Origin of the sequence: Halomonas sp. MCCC 1A11062 (genome assembly GCF_021404355.1) — a bacterium.
Taxonomy (GTDB): domain Bacteria; phylum Pseudomonadota; class Gammaproteobacteria; order Pseudomonadales; family Halomonadaceae; genus Halomonas; species Halomonas aerodenitrificans.
In genome coordinates, this window is sequence record NZ_JABFTW010000002.1 from 1 (window position 1) to 16,159 (window position 16,159).

11 protein-coding genes are annotated in these 16,159 nt (G+C 63.8%); 2 read left to right on the top strand and 9 right to left on the bottom strand.

Features of this window, described 5'->3' with window-relative positions; translation table 11 throughout:
• Positions 1-543: 543 nt before the first annotated feature.
• From prpD to HOP58_RS02555, 6 genes are all read right to left on the bottom strand, one after another.
• Positions 544-2,028, bottom strand: a complete 1,485-nt coding sequence (prpD, locus tag HOP58_RS02530) for a 2-methylcitrate dehydratase (RefSeq protein ID WP_010627419.1) — start codon at positions 2,026-2,028, stop codon at positions 544-546.
• 108 nt (positions 2,029-2,136) lie between these two features.
• Positions 2,137-3,315, bottom strand: a complete 1,179-nt coding sequence (gene prpF, locus HOP58_RS02535) for a 2-methylaconitate cis-trans isomerase PrpF (RefSeq protein WP_010627418.1) — start codon at positions 3,313-3,315, stop codon at positions 2,137-2,139.
• Positions 3,316-3,383: 68 nt separating this feature from the next.
• The gene (gene acnD, locus HOP58_RS02540) at positions 3,384-5,993 is read right to left on the bottom strand and encodes a Fe/S-dependent 2-methylisocitrate dehydratase AcnD (protein ID WP_010627417.1); all 2,610 of its coding nucleotides are present in this window, start codon (positions 5,991-5,993) and stop codon (positions 3,384-3,386) included.
• A gap of 78 nt (positions 5,994-6,071) precedes the next feature.
• Positions 6,072-7,199, bottom strand: coding sequence for a 2-methylcitrate synthase (gene prpC / locus HOP58_RS02545; RefSeq protein ID WP_010627416.1), 1,128 nt, complete (start codon positions 7,197-7,199; stop codon positions 6,072-6,074).
• Positions 7,200-7,248: 49 nt separating this feature from the next.
• Positions 7,249-8,154, bottom strand: a complete 906-nt coding sequence (gene prpB, locus HOP58_RS02550) for a methylisocitrate lyase (RefSeq protein ID WP_234259446.1) — start codon at positions 8,152-8,154, stop codon at positions 7,249-7,251.
• Between the two features lie 32 nt (positions 8,155-8,186).
• On the bottom strand, positions 8,187-8,900 hold the full coding sequence (locus tag HOP58_RS02555) for a GntR family transcriptional regulator (protein WP_010627414.1): 714 nt from the start codon (positions 8,898-8,900) through the stop codon (positions 8,187-8,189).
• Between the two features lie 234 nt (positions 8,901-9,134).
• Here HOP58_RS02555 and pabB point away from each other — a divergent pair, with 234 nt between their 5' ends.
• Together pabB and HOP58_RS02565 are read left to right on the top strand one after the other, a co-directional pair.
• On the top strand, positions 9,135-10,514 hold the full coding sequence (pabB, locus tag HOP58_RS02560; protein ID WP_035590583.1) for an aminodeoxychorismate synthase component I: 1,380 nt from the start codon (positions 9,135-9,137) through the stop codon (positions 10,512-10,514).
• A gap of 113 nt (positions 10,515-10,627) precedes the next feature.
• Positions 10,628-11,248: a phosphoadenosine phosphosulfate reductase family protein gene (locus HOP58_RS02565; protein ID WP_026037996.1), complete on the top strand. Its 621-nt coding sequence runs from the start codon at positions 10,628-10,630 to the stop codon at positions 11,246-11,248.
• A 54-nt stretch (positions 11,249-11,302) separates the two neighbouring features.
• Here the strand turns inward: HOP58_RS02565 and cysB are convergent, their stop codons facing one another.
• From cysB to fdhF, 3 genes are all read right to left on the bottom strand, one after another.
• A complete protein-coding gene (gene cysB / locus HOP58_RS02570) occupies positions 11,303-12,271 on the bottom strand; it encodes an HTH-type transcriptional regulator CysB (RefSeq protein ID WP_010627411.1) in 969 nt (322 codons plus the stop codon).
• Between the two features lie 127 nt (positions 12,272-12,398).
• Positions 12,399-12,884 carry a DUF1641 domain-containing protein gene (locus tag HOP58_RS02575; protein ID WP_010627410.1) on the bottom strand — a complete coding sequence of 162 codons (486 nt, stop codon included), beginning with the start codon at positions 12,882-12,884 and terminating at the stop codon, positions 12,399-12,401.
• Positions 12,884-15,850, bottom strand: coding sequence for a formate dehydrogenase subunit alpha (gene fdhF / locus HOP58_RS02580; protein ID WP_234259447.1), 2,967 nt, complete (start codon positions 15,848-15,850; stop codon positions 12,884-12,886). The genes HOP58_RS02575 and fdhF overlap by 1 nt, the downstream gene beginning before the upstream one ends.
• Positions 15,851-16,159: the final 309 nt, after the last annotated feature.

Genomic DNA, 16,159 nt, shown 5'->3' on the forward strand with positions numbered 1-16,159 from the left:
CACCTCATCGACAAGCGCCCACATGAATTACCTGATCGATTGTTAAAGAGCGGCTCCTTTCCTCTTCAAGCCTCAGCCTGAAGAGCGGAGCGTCTCGCTTGCTGTCGGGGCCGTCGATCCTGCGACCGAGGGGCCTCGCCAGCGCCCTGCGAGGAAGGCGTATTCTACTGAAGCGCCGGAGTTTGTCAACTCTCTTCGAGGCCGTCACCGAGGTGACCCTGACATCGAAGACCGGCCTGAGCCGGCGACCGCAAGCCCGCTTCCGGACTTGCTTTCGAGTGGGGCGCATTCTACTGAATCCGCCGCGGGCGTCAAGTGCGAATTTTGCGAAGCGATCCGAAAAATCCAAACAACGACAACCACTTACCACTCTTCCCACCGCCTGCGACGTTGCTCGTCACCGGCAGCGGATGCGTACTTTAAGGGCTGCAGACCAAGGACGCAACCCTCCGCGTCAAAAAAATATAGCTCAGGTTTCTGGCAGCAGCCATGACGGGGATCAATTTTCTCATGACATGGCTGCTACGCCCGTGCTCGCGCCTCTCAGATGACGAACAGATCGACGAAACGATGCACCGGCATGGCTTCCAGCGCCCCCTGCTCCTTGCACAGTGAAATGATTCGCTCGCAGCGGCCGGCCGGGAAACGCGTCGCCAAGTTGCGGCGAAACTTCTCTTCCAGGATGGGGATGCCCTCGGCCCGGCGGCGGCGATGGCCGATGGGGTATTCGACTTCGATGCACTCCGTGGCAGTGCCATCGCTGAAGAAGACCTGGATGGCATTGGCGATGGAGCGTTTGTCGGCAGCCAGATAGTCCTGGGTATAGCGAGGCTCCTCGCTGACCTCCATCTTGCCCCGCAGCGTATCGATCAGCGAGTGCTGACGATGAAAGTCATCCTCGTAGTGTTCGGCGGTCAGATCGCCGAAGATCAACGGCACGGCTACCATGTACTGCAAGCAGTGGTCACGGTCCGCCGGGTTGGCTAGCTCGCCCTCCTTGGAGATGATGCGGATCGCCGATTCATGGGTGGTGATGACGATACGCTCGATCTCCTCGAGGCGGTCCTTGACCTGGGGATGTAAGCGCACTGCAGCCTCACACGCCGTCTGGGCATGGAACTCTGCCGGGAAGGCGATCTTGAACAGGATATTTTCCATCACGTAGGTGCCGAACTCGCGCTGGAAGCGAAACTTCCTCTCCCCTTCCGGTTTGATCGCCTGATCCTTGTTGGTCTTCGAGAAGAGCACGTCATAGAAACCCCACTGGGGTGCGCTGAGCACCCCGGGTATGCCCATCTCGCCACGCAGGGCAATATCGGCCAGACGCACGCCACGCGAAGTAGCATCGCCCGCGGCCCAGCTCTTGCGCGAGCCGGCATTGGGCGCATGGCGGTAGGTACGCAGACTCTGACCGTCGGCCCAGGCGTGCGATAGAGCCGACAGCAGCTGCTCCCGATTCGCCCCCATCAGGTAGGCGGCTACTGCCGTGGATGCCACCTTGACCAGTACCACATGATCCAGGCCAACTCGGTTGAAGGAGTTTTCGAGCGCCAGCACGCCCTGGATCTCGTGAGCCTTGATCATGGCCTCGAGCACGTCACGCATGATCAGCGGTGCCTCGCCCTGGGCAACTCGCTTCTGCGAGAGGTGATCCGCCACGGCGAGAATGGCACCCAGGTTGTCGGAGGGGTGCCCCCACTCGGCGGCAAGCCAGGTGTCGTTGTAGTCGAGCCAGCGCACGATGCAGCCGGTGTCCCAGGCGGCCTTGACGGGATCCAGGCGGAAGGAGGTGCCCGGCACTCGGGCGCCATGGGGCACGACGGTGCCTTCGACCAGCGGCCCCAGGTGCTTGGTGCATTCCGGGAAGCGCAGCGCCAGCAGGCCACAGCCCAGGGTATCGATGAGACAGTTGCGTGCGGTATCCAGCGCCTCGTCGCTCTCGACCCGATAGTCGAGAACGTAGTCGGCGATCATCTGCAGTTCAGGTTCGTAATCGGGACGGACGTTGCGTTCGACGGTGGCGCTCATGCTCCCTCCTGTCGCAGGCTCGATGTCGTCTCCACTTACTATAGAAAACGCTATATGAAACGCCCCGAGCCATGCGACTCGGGGCGAGTTGACGATCCCGCCGCTCTGCTAGAAGGCATCACCAGGGATGCGAACTTGCCCTTCCATCAGGACCCGCGCGCTACGGCTCATCACCGCCTTGGTCGCCGTCCACTGTCCTGCAACCTGCGAGGCCTGTGCGCCGACTCGCAGCGTGCCGGAGGGATGCCCGAAGTGCACCGCGTTGCGCTCGCCACCGCCCGCCGCCAGGTTGACCAGGGTGCCGGGCACCGCCGCCGCCGTGGCGATGGCCACCGCCGCCGTGCCCATCATGGCGTGGTGCAGCTTGCCCATGGAGAGCGCGCGCACCACGAGATCGATGTCGCCTGCCTTGATCGCCTTGCCGCTGGAAGCGACGTAATCGGCCGGCGGCGCGACGAAGGCGACCTTGGGCGTGTGCTGCCGTTCGGCCGCCTCGCTGACCTCCTTGATCAGCCCCATGCGCACGGCGGCGTGGGCACGAATCGACTCGAACATCGCCAGCGCCCGGGTATCGCCGTTGATCGCCTCCTGCAGCTCGGTGCCGCTATAGCCGATCGCTCCGGCGTTGACGAACACCGTCGGAATGCCGGCATTGATCATGGTGGCTTCGAGAGTGCCCACTCCCGGCACTTCCAGCTCGTCGACCAGGTTACCGGTAGGGAACATGGCACCTTCGCCGTCGGCCGGATCCATGAACTCGACCGCCACCTCGGCGGCCGGGAAGGTCACGCCGTCGAGTTCGAAGTCGCCGGTCTCCTGCACCTCGCCGTTGGTGATCGGAACACGCGAGACGATGGTCTTGCCGATGTTGGCCTGCCAGATCCGCACCGTGGCGATACCGTTCTCGGGAATTCGCTCGGGGTCCACCAGGCCGTTGCTGATGGCGAAGGGGCCGACGGCGGCGGAGAGGTTGCCGCAGTTGCCGCTCCAGTCGACGAAGGGCTTGTCGATGGAGACCTGACCGAACAGGTAGTCGACGTCGTGATCTGGGCTTTCGCTCTTCGACAGGATCACCGTCTTGCTGGTGCTGGAGGTGGCCCCACCCATGCCGTCGATCTGCTTCTGGTACGGGTCGGGGCTGCCGATGACGCGTAGCAGCAAGGCATCACGGGCCGGACCGGGCCGGCGTGCCGCCTCGGGCAAATCCTCCAGACGAAAGAAGACGCCCTTGCTGGTACCGCCACGCATGTAGGTGGCGGGAATCTTGATTTGAGGAACGTGGGCCATGGCGCTCGCTTCCTGAAATGACGGAGAACCCCGGCGATGTCCGCCGGGGCGTTCACGCGATGTGTGGATCAGGCCACCGCTTCGGACTCGAGGAAGTCCTGGGCGAAGCGCTGCAGCACGCCACCGGCGGAGTAGACCGTGACCTCCTCGGCGGTATCCAGACGGCAGATCACCGGCACCCGCTCGACTTCACCGGACTTGCGGTGAATGACCAGCTCGAGCGTTGCCCGGGGAGCCGGCTTGCCTTCCACATCGTAGGTCTCGGTGCCGTCGAGCTTGAGCGTATGCCGCGTGGTGCCCTCCTGGAACTGCAGCGGCATCACACCCATGCCTACCAGGTTGGTGCGGTGAATGCGCTCGAAGCCCTCGGCGACGATCGCCTCCACTCCGGCCAATGCCACGCCCTTGGCCGCCCAGTCGCGGGAGCTGCCCTGGCCGTAGTCGGCTCCGGCAATGACGATCAGCGGCTGGCCGCGCTCCATGTAGGTCTCGATGGCTTCCCACATGCGCGTCACCTTGCCTTCCGGCTCGATGCGCGCCAGCGAGCCCTGGATCACTTCGCCCTTGTCGTCCCGCACCATCTCGTTGAACAGCTTGGGGTTGGCCAGCGTGGCCCGTTGGGCGGTGAGATGGTCGCCACGGTGGGTGGCGTAGGAGTTGAAGTCCTCCTCCGGCAGGCCCATCTTGGCCAGGTACTCGCCCGCCGCACTGTCCAACAGGATGGCGTTGGAGGGCGACAGGTGGTCGGTGGTGATGTTGTCCGGCAGGATCGCCAGCGGGCGCATGCCCTTCAGCGCACGCTCACGCGCCATGTTGCCTTCCCAATAGGGCGGCCGGCGAATGTAGGTGCTCTGCGGGCGCCAGTCGTAAAGCGGGCTCTTGGCCTGCTCCACCTCGTCGAGGTTGAACATCGGGATATAGACCTGCTTGAACTGCTCGGGCTTGACGTGCTTACCGACGATGGCGTCGATCTCCTCGTCGGAGGGCCACAGCTCCTTGAGCGTGACCGGCTTGCCGTCCTTGTCATAGCCCAGCGCGTCCTTCTCGATGTCGAAGCGAACGGTACCGGCGATGGCGTAGGCCACCACCAGCGGCGGCGAGGCCAGGAAGGCTTGCTTGGCGTAGGGGTGGATGCGCCCGTCGAAGTTGCGGTTGCCGGACAGCACCGCAGTGGCATACAGATCGCGGTCGATGATCTCCTGCTGGATCTCCGGGCGCAGCGCGCCGGACATGCCGTTACAGGTGGTGCAGGCGTAGGCGACGATGCCGAAGCCGAGCTTTTCGAGCTCCGGCAGCAGGCCAGCCTCCTCCAGATAGAGACGGGCGACCTTGGAGCCAGGGGCAAAAGACGATTTCACCCACGGCTTGCGCACGAGACCCAGCTCGTTGGCCTTCTTGGCCACCAGCCCCGCCGCCACCACGTTGCGCGGGTTGGAGGTGTTGGTGCAGCTGGTGATGGCGGCGATAATCACCGCGCCGTCGGGCATCCTGCCGGCTTTTTCCTCCGCCAGCGCCAGCTCCAGGTTGGCGGCGATGCCGCGCTCGGCCAGCGCCGAGGTCGGCAGGCGACGATGGGGGTTGGAGGGGCCTGCCATGTTGCGCTCGACGGTGGAGAGGTCGAACGTCAGCACGCGTTCGTACTCGGCGTTCTTCAGGCTGTCGCCCCACAGCCCCACGGTCTTGGCGTAGTTCTCGACCAGCGCCACCTGCTCCGGCTCGCGGCCGGTGATGGTCAGGTAGTCGAGGGTCTGCTGGTCGATGTAGAACATCGCCGCGGTGGCGCCATACTCCGGCGTCATGTTGGAGATGGTGGCGCGGTCGCCGATGGTCAGGCTATCGGCACCTTCACCGAAGAACTCCAGATAGGCGCCTACTACCCGCTCCTGGCGCAGAAACTCGGTGATCGCCAGCACGATGTCGGTGGCGGTGATGCCGGGCTGGCGCTTGCCGGTCAGCTCCACGCCGATAATGTCGGGCAGGCGCATCATCGAGGGGCGGCCGAGCATCACGGTTTCCGCCTCCAGACCGCCCACGCCGATGGCAATGACCCCCAGGCAGTCGATGTGCGGAGTATGGCTGTCGGTGCCCACACAGGTGTCGGGGTAGGCGACACCATCGCGAGCCTGGATCACCGGCGACATCTTCTCCAGGTTGATCTGGTGCATGATGCCGTTGCCGGCAGGGATCACGTCGACGTTCTTGAACGCGGTGCGGGTCCAGTCGATGAAGTGGAAGCGGTCCTCGTTGCGGCGATCCTCGATGGCGCGGTTCTTGTCGAAGGCATCGGGGTCGTCGCCGCCGCACTCCACGGCCAGGGAGTGGTCGACGATCAGTTGGGTCGGCACCACCGGGTTGACCTTGGCCGGGTCGCCGCCCTTCTCGGCGATGGCATCGCGCAGGCCGGCCAGATCGACCAGCGCCGTCTGGCCGAGGATGTCATGGCACACCACTCGCGCCGGATACCAGGGGAAATCCAGGTCGCGCTTGCGTTCGATCAGCTGCTTGAGCGCGTCAGTGAGCAGCTCCGGCTCGCAGCGGCGCACCAGCTGCTCGGCCAGTACGCGAGAGGTATAAGGAAGGGTGTCGTAGGCACCGGGCTGGATCTCCTCGACGGCCTCACGCACGTCGAAGTAGTCCAGCTCGGTGCCGGGAAGCGATTTGCGGTATTGAGTATTCATGAGTCGACGGTCTTCGCGTGGTGTTGGATCGGGCGAGGGAGAGAGACGGCCCGCAGGCCGCCTCGTGCGGACGCTGGCTCAGTCACGCTCCTCGATCGGTACCCACTGGCTCTTCTCCGGGCCGACGTAGTCGGCGCTGGGGCGAATGATGCGGTTGTTGGCGCGCTGCTCGAAGACATGGGCACACCAGCCGGTGACGCGCGAACAGACGAAGATCGGCGTGAACAGCTTGGTGGGGATGTCCATGAAGTGATAGGCGCTGGCGTGGAAGAAGTCGGCGTTGCAGAACAGCTTCTTCTCGCGCCACATGACGTCCTCGACCCGCACGGAGACGGGATAGAGCACGGTGTCGCCGACGTCCTGGGCCAGCCGTTCGGACCACTCCTTGATGATGGCGTTGCGCGGATCGGACTCGCGATAGATCGCATGCCCGAAGCCCATGATCTTCTCCTTGCGCTCGAGCATCCCCATGATCTCGCGCTCGGCCTCTTCCGGCGACTTCCAGTTCTCGATCATGTCCATCGCCGCCTCGTTGGCACCGCCATGTAGCGGGCCGCGCAGCGAGCCGATGGCGCCGGTCACGCAGGAGTGCATGTCGGAGAGCGTCGAGGCGCAGACGCGCGCCGTAAAGGTTGAGGCGTTGAACTCGTGCTCGGCATAGAGAATGAGCGAGACGTTCATCACCCGGGCATGCAGCTCGGAGGGCGCTTCGTCACGCAGCAAGTGCAGGAAGTGAGCGCCTACGGACTCGTCGTCGGTCTCGGTCTCGATGCGCACGCCGTCATGGCTGAAGCGATACCAGTAGCAGATGATCGAAGGCAGCACCGCCAGCAGGCGGTCGGAAACGTCCTGTTGCTCGTCGAAGCTCTCCTCGGTCTCGAGGTTGCCGAGCATGGAGGCACCGGTACGCATCACGTCCATGGGGTGGGCGCTGGCCGGGATCTGCTCGAGCACGGTCTTGAGTGCCTGGGGCAGGCCACGCAGCCCCTTGAGCTTGGTCACGTAGGCATCGAGTTCGGCCTGATTGGGCAGCTTGCCCTTGAGCAGCAGGTAGGCGACCTCTTCGAAGCGCGCCTTCTCGGCCAGTTCCTTGATGTCAAAGCCGCGGTAGGTCAGGCCGGAGCCGGTCTGGCCTACGGTACACAGGGCCGTACTACCGGCGCTCTGGCCGCGCAGACCGGCACCGCCGATGGGTTTGTCTGACATGTCGTGTCTCCTTGCTATGGCGTTTTATTGTCGGCGTAGCGGGTCGGACTCAGTTGTCCGTTCCCTTCTCGGCAAGCTGGTTTTCAGCAAACAGCGCATCGAGCTTCTGCTCGAAGGCGTGATAGTTGAGGAAGTCGTAGAGCTCGTCGCGGGTCTGCATCAGCTCGACCACATCCCGCTGATGGCCCTTGTCATGAATGCTCTGATAGACCTTCAACGCCGCCGCGTTCATGGCGCGGAAGGCCGATAGCGGATAGAGCACCATACGACAGCCAACCTCGCCGAGCTCCTGCTGGGTGAACAGCGGCGTGGCGCCGAACTCGGTGATGTTGGCCAGGATCGGCGCATCGACCCGCTCGCAGAAGGCGCGATAGTCGTCGAGGGTGTGCACCGCTTCGGCGAAGATGGCGTCGGCGCCGGCCTCGATGCAGGCATTGGCGCGATCGATGGCGGCATCGAGCCCCTCTTTCTGGAAGGCATCGGTACGTGCGATCAGGTAGAAGTCCGGGTCGATGCGAGCATCGGCGGCGGCCTTGATACGGTCGACCATCTCCTGTTTGGAGACGATCTCCTTGTTGGGACGGTGGCCGCAGCGCTTCTGCGCCACCTGGTCCTCGAGGTGCACGGCAGCCACGCCGGCGCGCTGCATCTCCTTGACGGTGCGCGAAATATTGAAAGCCCCGCCCCAACCGGTGTCGATGTCCACCAGCAGCGGCAGGTCGGTGGCGCCGCAGATCCGGTGTGCGTCCTGCACCACATCGTTCATGCTGGTCATGCCCAGATCGGGCAGCCCGAAGGAAGCGTTGGCCACCCCACCACCGGAAAGATAGATGGCCTGATGCCCCACGCGCTCGGCCATCATTGCGGTATAGGCATTGATGGTACCGACGATGGGCAGCGGGCGGTTGGCCTCGAGAGCGGCACGAAAGCGAGCGCCGGCGGTGGGTCGTGTCATGACGGAATTCCTCTTGGTATTCGGACGGGCTTCTAAACGGTTTCTTCGGCCTGCTGCTGCTTGAGAGTGGCGGCATAACGGTCGGCCACGTTGGCCCGCGAAGCGCTGACATGGCGCCGCATCAGCAGCTCGGCCAGTTCGGCGTCGCCGGCTTCGATGGCATCGACGATGCGATGGTGCTCGACGAAGGCCCGCTGTGGCCGGGTACCGCTGGCACTGAACTGGGTACGGTAGAGCCGCACCAGGTAGTAGAGGTCGTCGCACAGCATGGTCATCAGCATGCGGTTGTGGCTGCCCTGGACGATGCGATAATGGAAGTCGAGATCGCCTTCGCGCTGATAGTAGGCTTCGCCACTCTTGAGATCGGCCTGACGTTCGTGCAGCGCCAGCACCTCGCGCAGCCCGGCGATCTCCTCGCGGGTCATGTTTTGGGCGGCCAGGCGGGCGGCCATGCTCTCCAGCGCCTCGCGCACGTCGAACAGCTCGAGCAGCTCCTTCATCGAGAGCTTGACCACCCGGGCACCGACATGGGGCACTCGTTCGATCAGGCGGTGGGCCTCGAGGCGGCGCATCGCCTCGCGCAGCGGGCCGCGGGAGATGCCGTAGGTCTTCGACAGACCCGGCTCGGTGATCTTGCTGCCCGGCGCCAGCTCGCCGCGGACGATGGCATCCTGCAGCTGATGGAAGACCCGCTCGGCCAGGGTGCGGACTTCAGGGGATGTTTGTTCTGGAGCGACTGAGTTCATGGCAATTGTCGACAATTAAGGAGTGAAGAAACTTTAGACACTGCTCTGGCACGGGTCAACCTTCCACAAGCCGCCATTTCGTACGCCTTTGGTTGTAGACAATGAGAAGCTGCGAAGCTACGGTGTCGACAATCGTCACAGCGTTGACGACAAGTCGTTAACAGGCCAACGACTTTCACGACAAAAGGCTCGCCACCCCCTAGAATGAGTCGCCTGTTCCGAAAGGCCCCCCTGATGACTGCAAGACTCGAGATAACACCGCTGCCCTATGGCGAGGATCCGCTTGCCTATTTCCAGGCGCTGCGCCAGCGCCCCGGGGCCGTCCTGCTCGACAGCGGCAAGCCTGCCGCACCGGGCGGTCGCTACGACATCATCAGCAGCGACCCCGTGTCGGTGCTCACCGTCGACGGCAAGGGGGTCATCCGCATCGACGGCGAGGTGCAGCACGGCCGTGACCCATTCATGGCCCAGCAAACCCTGCTGGAGAGCCTGGCTCTCGAGGTGCCATCCAACGATCTCCCCTTTCTCGGTGGCCTGATCGGCTACTGGGGCTACGACCTGGGCCGCTCTCTAGAGCCGGTGGGCAACTCGGCCCAGGAAAGCGTCTGCCTGCCTGCCAGCCGTACGGGGCTCTACGACTGGGCGCTGATACAGGATCATCAGCGGCAGGAGAGCTGGCTGGTGGCGACGGCCGAGCGGCGCTTGCAGGTGATGGAGTGGCTGCGTGGCAGCGCCGACCCCACCTCGGCCTTCGGACTGCTCGCCCCTTTCACAGGCGAGATGGACCGCGACGGCTATGCCAGACGGTTTGCTGCGGTGCAGGACTACATTCGGGCCGGTGACTGCTACCAGATCAACCTGGCCCAGCGCTTCAGCGCACCGTACAGCGGCGATCTCTGGGACGCCTACCTGCGCCTGCGCCTGGCCACACCCACACCGTTTGCCGGCTTCATGGCCTGGCCTTCAGAGCGAGGTGAGCAGGCCATCCTGTCCCTCTCTCCCGAGCGCTTCCTGCTGTGCGAATCGGACGGCCACGTCGAGACACGCCCGATCAAGGGCACTCGCCCCCGAGGCGGCACGCCCGATGAGGATTGGCAGCTCGCCATGGAGCTGATCTCGAGTCTCAAGGATCGCGCCGAGAACGTGATGATCGTCGATCTGCTGCGCAACGACCTGGGGCGCGTGTGCCAGCCGGGTAGCGTACGGGTACCGCAGCTCTGCGGGCTGGAGAGCTACGCCAACGTGCACCATCTGGTCAGCATCGTGTGCGGCAGACTGGCGACGGGGAAGCGTTCGCTGGACCTGTTGGCGGCCGCCTTTCCCGGCGGCTCTATCACCGGCGCACCCAAGGTGCGAGCGATGCAGATCATCGACGAACTGGAGCCGAGCCGCAGAAGCGTGTACTGCGGCAGCCTGGGCTTCGTCGACGTGCGCGGCAACATGGACACCTCGATTGCCATCCGCACCGCCGTGGCCGACGGGGAGCACATCCATCTTTGGGGCGGCGGCGGGCTGGTGGCCGACTCCAACGTCGAGGCCGAATACGCCGAGACCCTGGACAAAATCCGCCACCTCATGCAAGCGTTGGCCCAGCCAAAGCACCAAGAGGAATAAGAAGAGCCCTTTAATCTTTCATTTGGCTATATTTATCCAATGAAACGATATTGGGGCCCTGTCAGCCGCCTTTGGTAGGGTATGGCCCAAACACGGTCAACGACTCTGGAGCCATCATGGCAACACTCGATGCGATCAATCAGGAACTGGGCAATGATCCCGATGGGCTTATTCGCTGGGCTCTGACGCAGGGCCAGCGCCCTATCGTCACCACCAATTTCCGCCCCTTCGAAGCGGTCATCCTGCATATGGTGACACAACAGCGGCCCGACATTCCGGTGGTCTGGATGGATCACGGCTACAACACAGAGGCGACCTATCGCTTCGCCGACGCGCTGGTCAAGCGGCTCGACCTCAATCTGATCAGCTATATACCGCAGCGCACCCGCGCTCATCGTGAAGCGGTGGATGGCCCCATGCCGGGCATCGACGATCCGCGCCACGAGGCGTTCACGCGAGAGGTCAAGCTGGAGCCGTTCGAGCGGGCGCTACGCGAAATGGCCCCGGACGTGTGGTTCACCGCGCTGCGCGCCGAGGACACCCCCGAACGCGCCCGCATGCAGCCTGTCAGCAAGAACGCCGATGGGCTACTCAAGGTCTCTCCTTTGCTGCACTGGAGCGCCAAGGAGCTCTACCAGTACCTGCAGCAGCACGACCTGCCCAACGAGTTCGATTATTTCGATCCCACCAAGGTGGAAGCGAAGCGGGAGTGCGGGCTGCATCTGCAGCACTGACTTTCACCCGCACCCAGTAAAAAGCGGGCCGCGCGATGCGCGGCCCGCTTTTTTCTAGCGCATCGGCAGCTCGATGTCGTCGAACAGCTCCGCCTCATGGCGCGGCCCCGCAGCAAGTGCCGCATCGACCAGATCGCGGTCGAGATGGCCGGCAAAGCCCTTGACGAAATCGTACATGTAGCCGCGCATGAAGGTGCCCCGGCGAATGCCGATCTTGGTGACCGAACTTTCGAACAAGTGGCCCGCCTCGAGGGCAACGAGATCCTCGTCGAGGGTTTCGTCATACGCCATGTGAGCGACGATGCCGACGCCCAGGCCGAGCCGCACGTAGGTCTTGATCACGTCGGCATCGGCGGCGGTGAGTACCACGTTGGGGGTGAGCCCCCTGGCACGGAAGGCATCGTCGAGCTGGGAGCGCCCGGTGAAGCCGAACACGTAGGTCACGAGCGCCTGCTCGGCCAGACGCTCGAGGGTCAGCTCGCCCTCGGCCAGCGGATGACCACGCGGCACCAGGACACAGCGGTTCCAGCGGTAACAGGGTAGCAGCACCAGATCGGCGAACAGCTCGAGCGACTCGGTGCAGATGGCGAAATCGGCCATGCCATCGCTGACCATCTGGGCAATCTGCTTGGGCGTGCCCTGCTGCATGTGCAGGGCGACATCAGGGTATTTGCGGGTGAATTCGCCGATCACCGGCGGCAAGGCGTAGCGGGCCTGAGTGTGCGTGGTGGCGATCGAGAGGCTGCCGCGCCGCTCGTCGCTGTGCTCCTGGGCCACCTGCTTGATGTTGTCGGTCAGGCGCAGCACTTGCCCGGCCAGCTCGACGATGGATTCCCCCGCAGGCGTGACGCGGGTGAGATGCTTGCCGCTGCGGGCGAAGATCTCGACGCCCAGCTCGTCTTCCAGCAGCCGAATCTGCTTGGAGATACCGGGCTGGGACGTATACAGGCTCTGGGCCGTTGCCGACACGTTGAGGTTGTGCCGGGTAACTTCCCACACATAGCGAAGCTGCTGCAGTTTCATGGTCGACACGACTCCCTGACGCCCGGCAAAAGATGCATTGGTGATTAGACATTACTGCCTAATCACCAAATAGCATAACGTCAAAAGCGCCTTCCGACCATGAGAGCGACGCGGCTTGCCACTAGCGTCAGGGGCCGCTGGTCGGCTTTCCGAAATAGTCGCTGACCGGCTTGTCCACCGGCTTGTCGAGTCGCTCGGCGAACGCCTTGAGGCCATCCACCAGCGGCGCCACCGCACGCCACAGCTCATCGTCGTTGAGCATGCGGTAAACGCCACTGACACCGGGAGCATCGCCCCCCTCCTGCACCGGTCGATGCTGGCCGATACATTCGAGCGCCTCCTTGACGGCGAAGGTCACCCGATAGAAACGCTCCGGTGGAACCTCCGACAGCATCATGCCGAGAATCGCCAGGTTCTGAATGGCGTTGAGAGTGGACTCCTTACCCAGCCCATCCACCACCACGCTGGCGATGCTGGTGTTGGCACCGACCACGTCATTGGCCAGGCGCAACACGCCATGCTCGTGGAGCGTCTGCAGCAGCTGTGCCAGCTCTTCATGGGCATCGGGGCCGATTTTGGGCGGCGTCACGTCGTGCGAAATTCGTTCGGCCATCACATTTTCCTCGGGTTGGACTGCTGGGCGGGCGGCGGCGTGTAGTCTCCCCGCATCCACTTCACTTCGACCTCGACGCCCTGCTTCGGCGTAGGCCGGCCATAGCGGTAGTTGTGAGCAGGCAAAGGCGGAGCGCCGCGCTTGTCGAGCACCTCGAGCTTCACTGCGGTTTCCTTGTAGGCCGGGGTCTGCACGTCTGGGTCATTGTGCTCACCGGTGAGCAGATTGACCCCCGTCTTGCCGAAATGAATCGGCATGAACAACGTTTTGCCGCGCACCCGGTCGGTGATGACCGCGGGGAACTCGATGCTGTCGCGGCGCGAAGTTATCCGTACCCAGGTGCCCTCCTCGATGCCGCGCTCGGCGGCAAGCTCCGGGCTGACCTCGACGAAACCGTGCGGAAGCTGCTGCCGGATCCCTTCGCTGCGCCCCGTCTGATTGGTGCCCTGGAACTGCTCGCGCAGCCGGCCGTTGTCCAGCAGCAGGTCGTACTCGTCGTCGGGCGCCTCTTCGGGCGGCTGCCACTCCAGCGGGTGCAGATTGGCCTTGCCGTCCTCGTTGGCGAAGCCGTCGGTGTAGAGCAGCGGCGAGTCGGTGCCGTCCGCCGCAACCGGCCATAGCTGGGACTTCCAGCCCTCGAGCCGCGCATAGCTGACCCCGGCGAACATCGGCGCGATGCGGGCGCACTCCGCCATGATCTCGGAGGGATGGGTGTAGCCCCAGTCGTGTCCCATGCGAGCAGCGAGATCGGTCAGGATACGCCAGTCGGGACGGCTGTCGCCCAGCGGTTCCAGCACCTGGTAGGAGCGCTGGATGCGACGCTCGGTGTTGACGTAGGTGCCCTCCTGCTCGACGCTGGGACAGGCAGGCAGCACCACATCGGCGTACTCAGCGGTACGGCTGAGAAATACGTCCTGCACCACCATGAACTCGAGCTTCTCGAAGCCGGAGAGCACGTTGTGGGTATTGGAGTCGGAAAAGGCCGTCTCCTCGCCGACGATATACATCGCCTTGATCTCGCCCTCGTCGGCTGCCTGTACCATCAGGAAATTGCCATAGCCGGCTTCAGCTGAAAGCTCTTCCGGCGAGATGCCCCACCCTTCGGCCCAGCGCTTTCTCGCTTCTTCGTCCTCTACGTGCTCGTAGCCAGGATAGCGGTCACGCAGGCAGCCGAAGTCGCTCGCCCCCTGCACGTTGTTGTGGCCGCGCATGGGGTAGCCGCCGGTACCCGGCTTGCCGTAGTTGCCGGTGACCAGCAGCAGGTTGGAGAGTGCCGTGCTGGCGTCCGATCCACGGCTGTGCTGGGTGATGCCCATGGCCCACAGCAGACAGACGCTCTGCGCCCGGCCGATGGTCTCGGCGGCCTCGGCCAGATCCTGACGCGCGATGCCCGTCTCGGCCTCGGCGAACTCCAGGGTGAAAGGCGCGAGGGACTGGCGATACTCCTCTACGCCGTTGACCCAGCGTGCGAGGAACTCGTGATCGGCCAGATCGTGATCGAACATGTAGCGCGACAGCGCCGAGGCCCAGATCAGATCGGTGCCGGAGTTCGGCCGCAGGAACAGGTCCGCCCGTTCGGCCATCTCGTGCTTGCGCGGGTCGATCACAATCAGCTTCTGCCCGCGCAGCTTCTGTGCCGCCTTGATGCGGGCGGCGATCACCGGATGGTTCTCGGCGGTATTGCTGCCGACGATCACCACCACCTCGGCCTGCTCAATGTCCTCGATGGTGCCGGCATCACCGCCGTAGCCGACGGTACGGAACAGCCCCTTGGTGGCCGGGTTCTGGCAGTAGCGCGAGGAGTTGTCGACGTTGTTGGTGCCGATGATGCGACGGGCGATCTTCTGCACCAGGTAGGCCTGCTCGTTGGTGCCCTTGCTCGAGCCGATGAAGCCCAGGCTGTCCGGGCCGTGGGCCTCGCGCACCTCGAGCAGACGGCGCGCCACCAGGTCCAGAGCCTCGTCCCAGCTCGCTTCGCGAAAGCGGCCGTTGTCGCGTATCAGCGGCATGGTCAGGCGCTGCTCACTGTTGACGAAGTCCCAGGCGAACTTGCCCTTGATGCAGGTGGAGATGCCGTTGGCCGGCGCCTCGGCTACCGGTTGCACTTTGAGGATGTGGCGGTCGCGGGTCCACATCTCGAAGGAGCAGCCGACGCCGCAATAGGTGCACACCGTCTTGGTGCGCTTGATCTCGGGCTGGCGCATGTGCATGTCGATTTCCGAAAGCCCCGAGACCGGCACTGCCCCCGTTGTCGTCTCGAGCTTCTTGATGATCTCGATCATCGGCCGCTTGAGCGACCAAGGCATGGCAGTGAACGGACCCGCCTTGCCGTCCATGCTGTTCTCCATCAGCGCATTGCACGGACAGACGGTGACGCAGTGGCCGCAGTGCACGCAGCTGGAGTCGTTGATCTGCTCGCCACCATCCCACAGCACACGCGGGTTCTCGCTGGAAAAGTCGATGGAGAGCGTCTCGTTTACCTCGACGTTCTGGCACGCCTCCACGCAGCGGCCGCAGAGGATGCACTGGTCGGGATCGTAGGTATAGAAAGGGCTCGAGGTGTCCTTCTCGTGAGGTTTGCGCTGAAACTCGTAGCGCTGAATGGGGATCTGCATATCCACCATGGTGTTGTGCAGCGTGCAGTCGCCGTTGTTGTTCTCGCACACGGTGCAGTAGAGCTCGTGCTTGGCTAGCAGGCGATCCATGCCCTCTTCCCGGGCGGCCCGGGCCCGCTGGCTGCCGAGGCTCAGCGACAGGCCCTCAGTGCTCTTCAGCGTGCAACCGCGCTTGAGCTCGCCGTCGACCTCGACCCAGCAGGCATCACAGGTTTCCAGAGCACCCAGCGAAGGGTGGTAGCAGACGTGCGGAAGATCGACGCCTCGCTCCTTAAGAAAATCGATAAGCGGCTGATCGGCCCGACCGCTGAGTAACTGCCCATCCAACACGACCGTACAGCGTGTCGTCATGTCCCGGCATCTCCCTGTCGAGGCCCGGCGACGAGCTGCCATTGCTTCACGATGCGACGAGATCGGCCATCCACATGGCGCTCGGAGCCAAGCCATGTCCATATACCTTCTGCTCCGTGCTATGCACGTTAGTCAATGGCACTTGGCTTGTCTAAACTGTCGAAAGGTGGCTCAACGAAAAACCGCTTCTCGATCAGATAGCTATCGAACAGGCAGACAACAATCGGCACACAGCGGCAACGAGAGCTCACCAAAACGAGATGTCCCGCAACAACGACCCGCCAGGCTGTGAAGGTGGGTGAGTCAGCG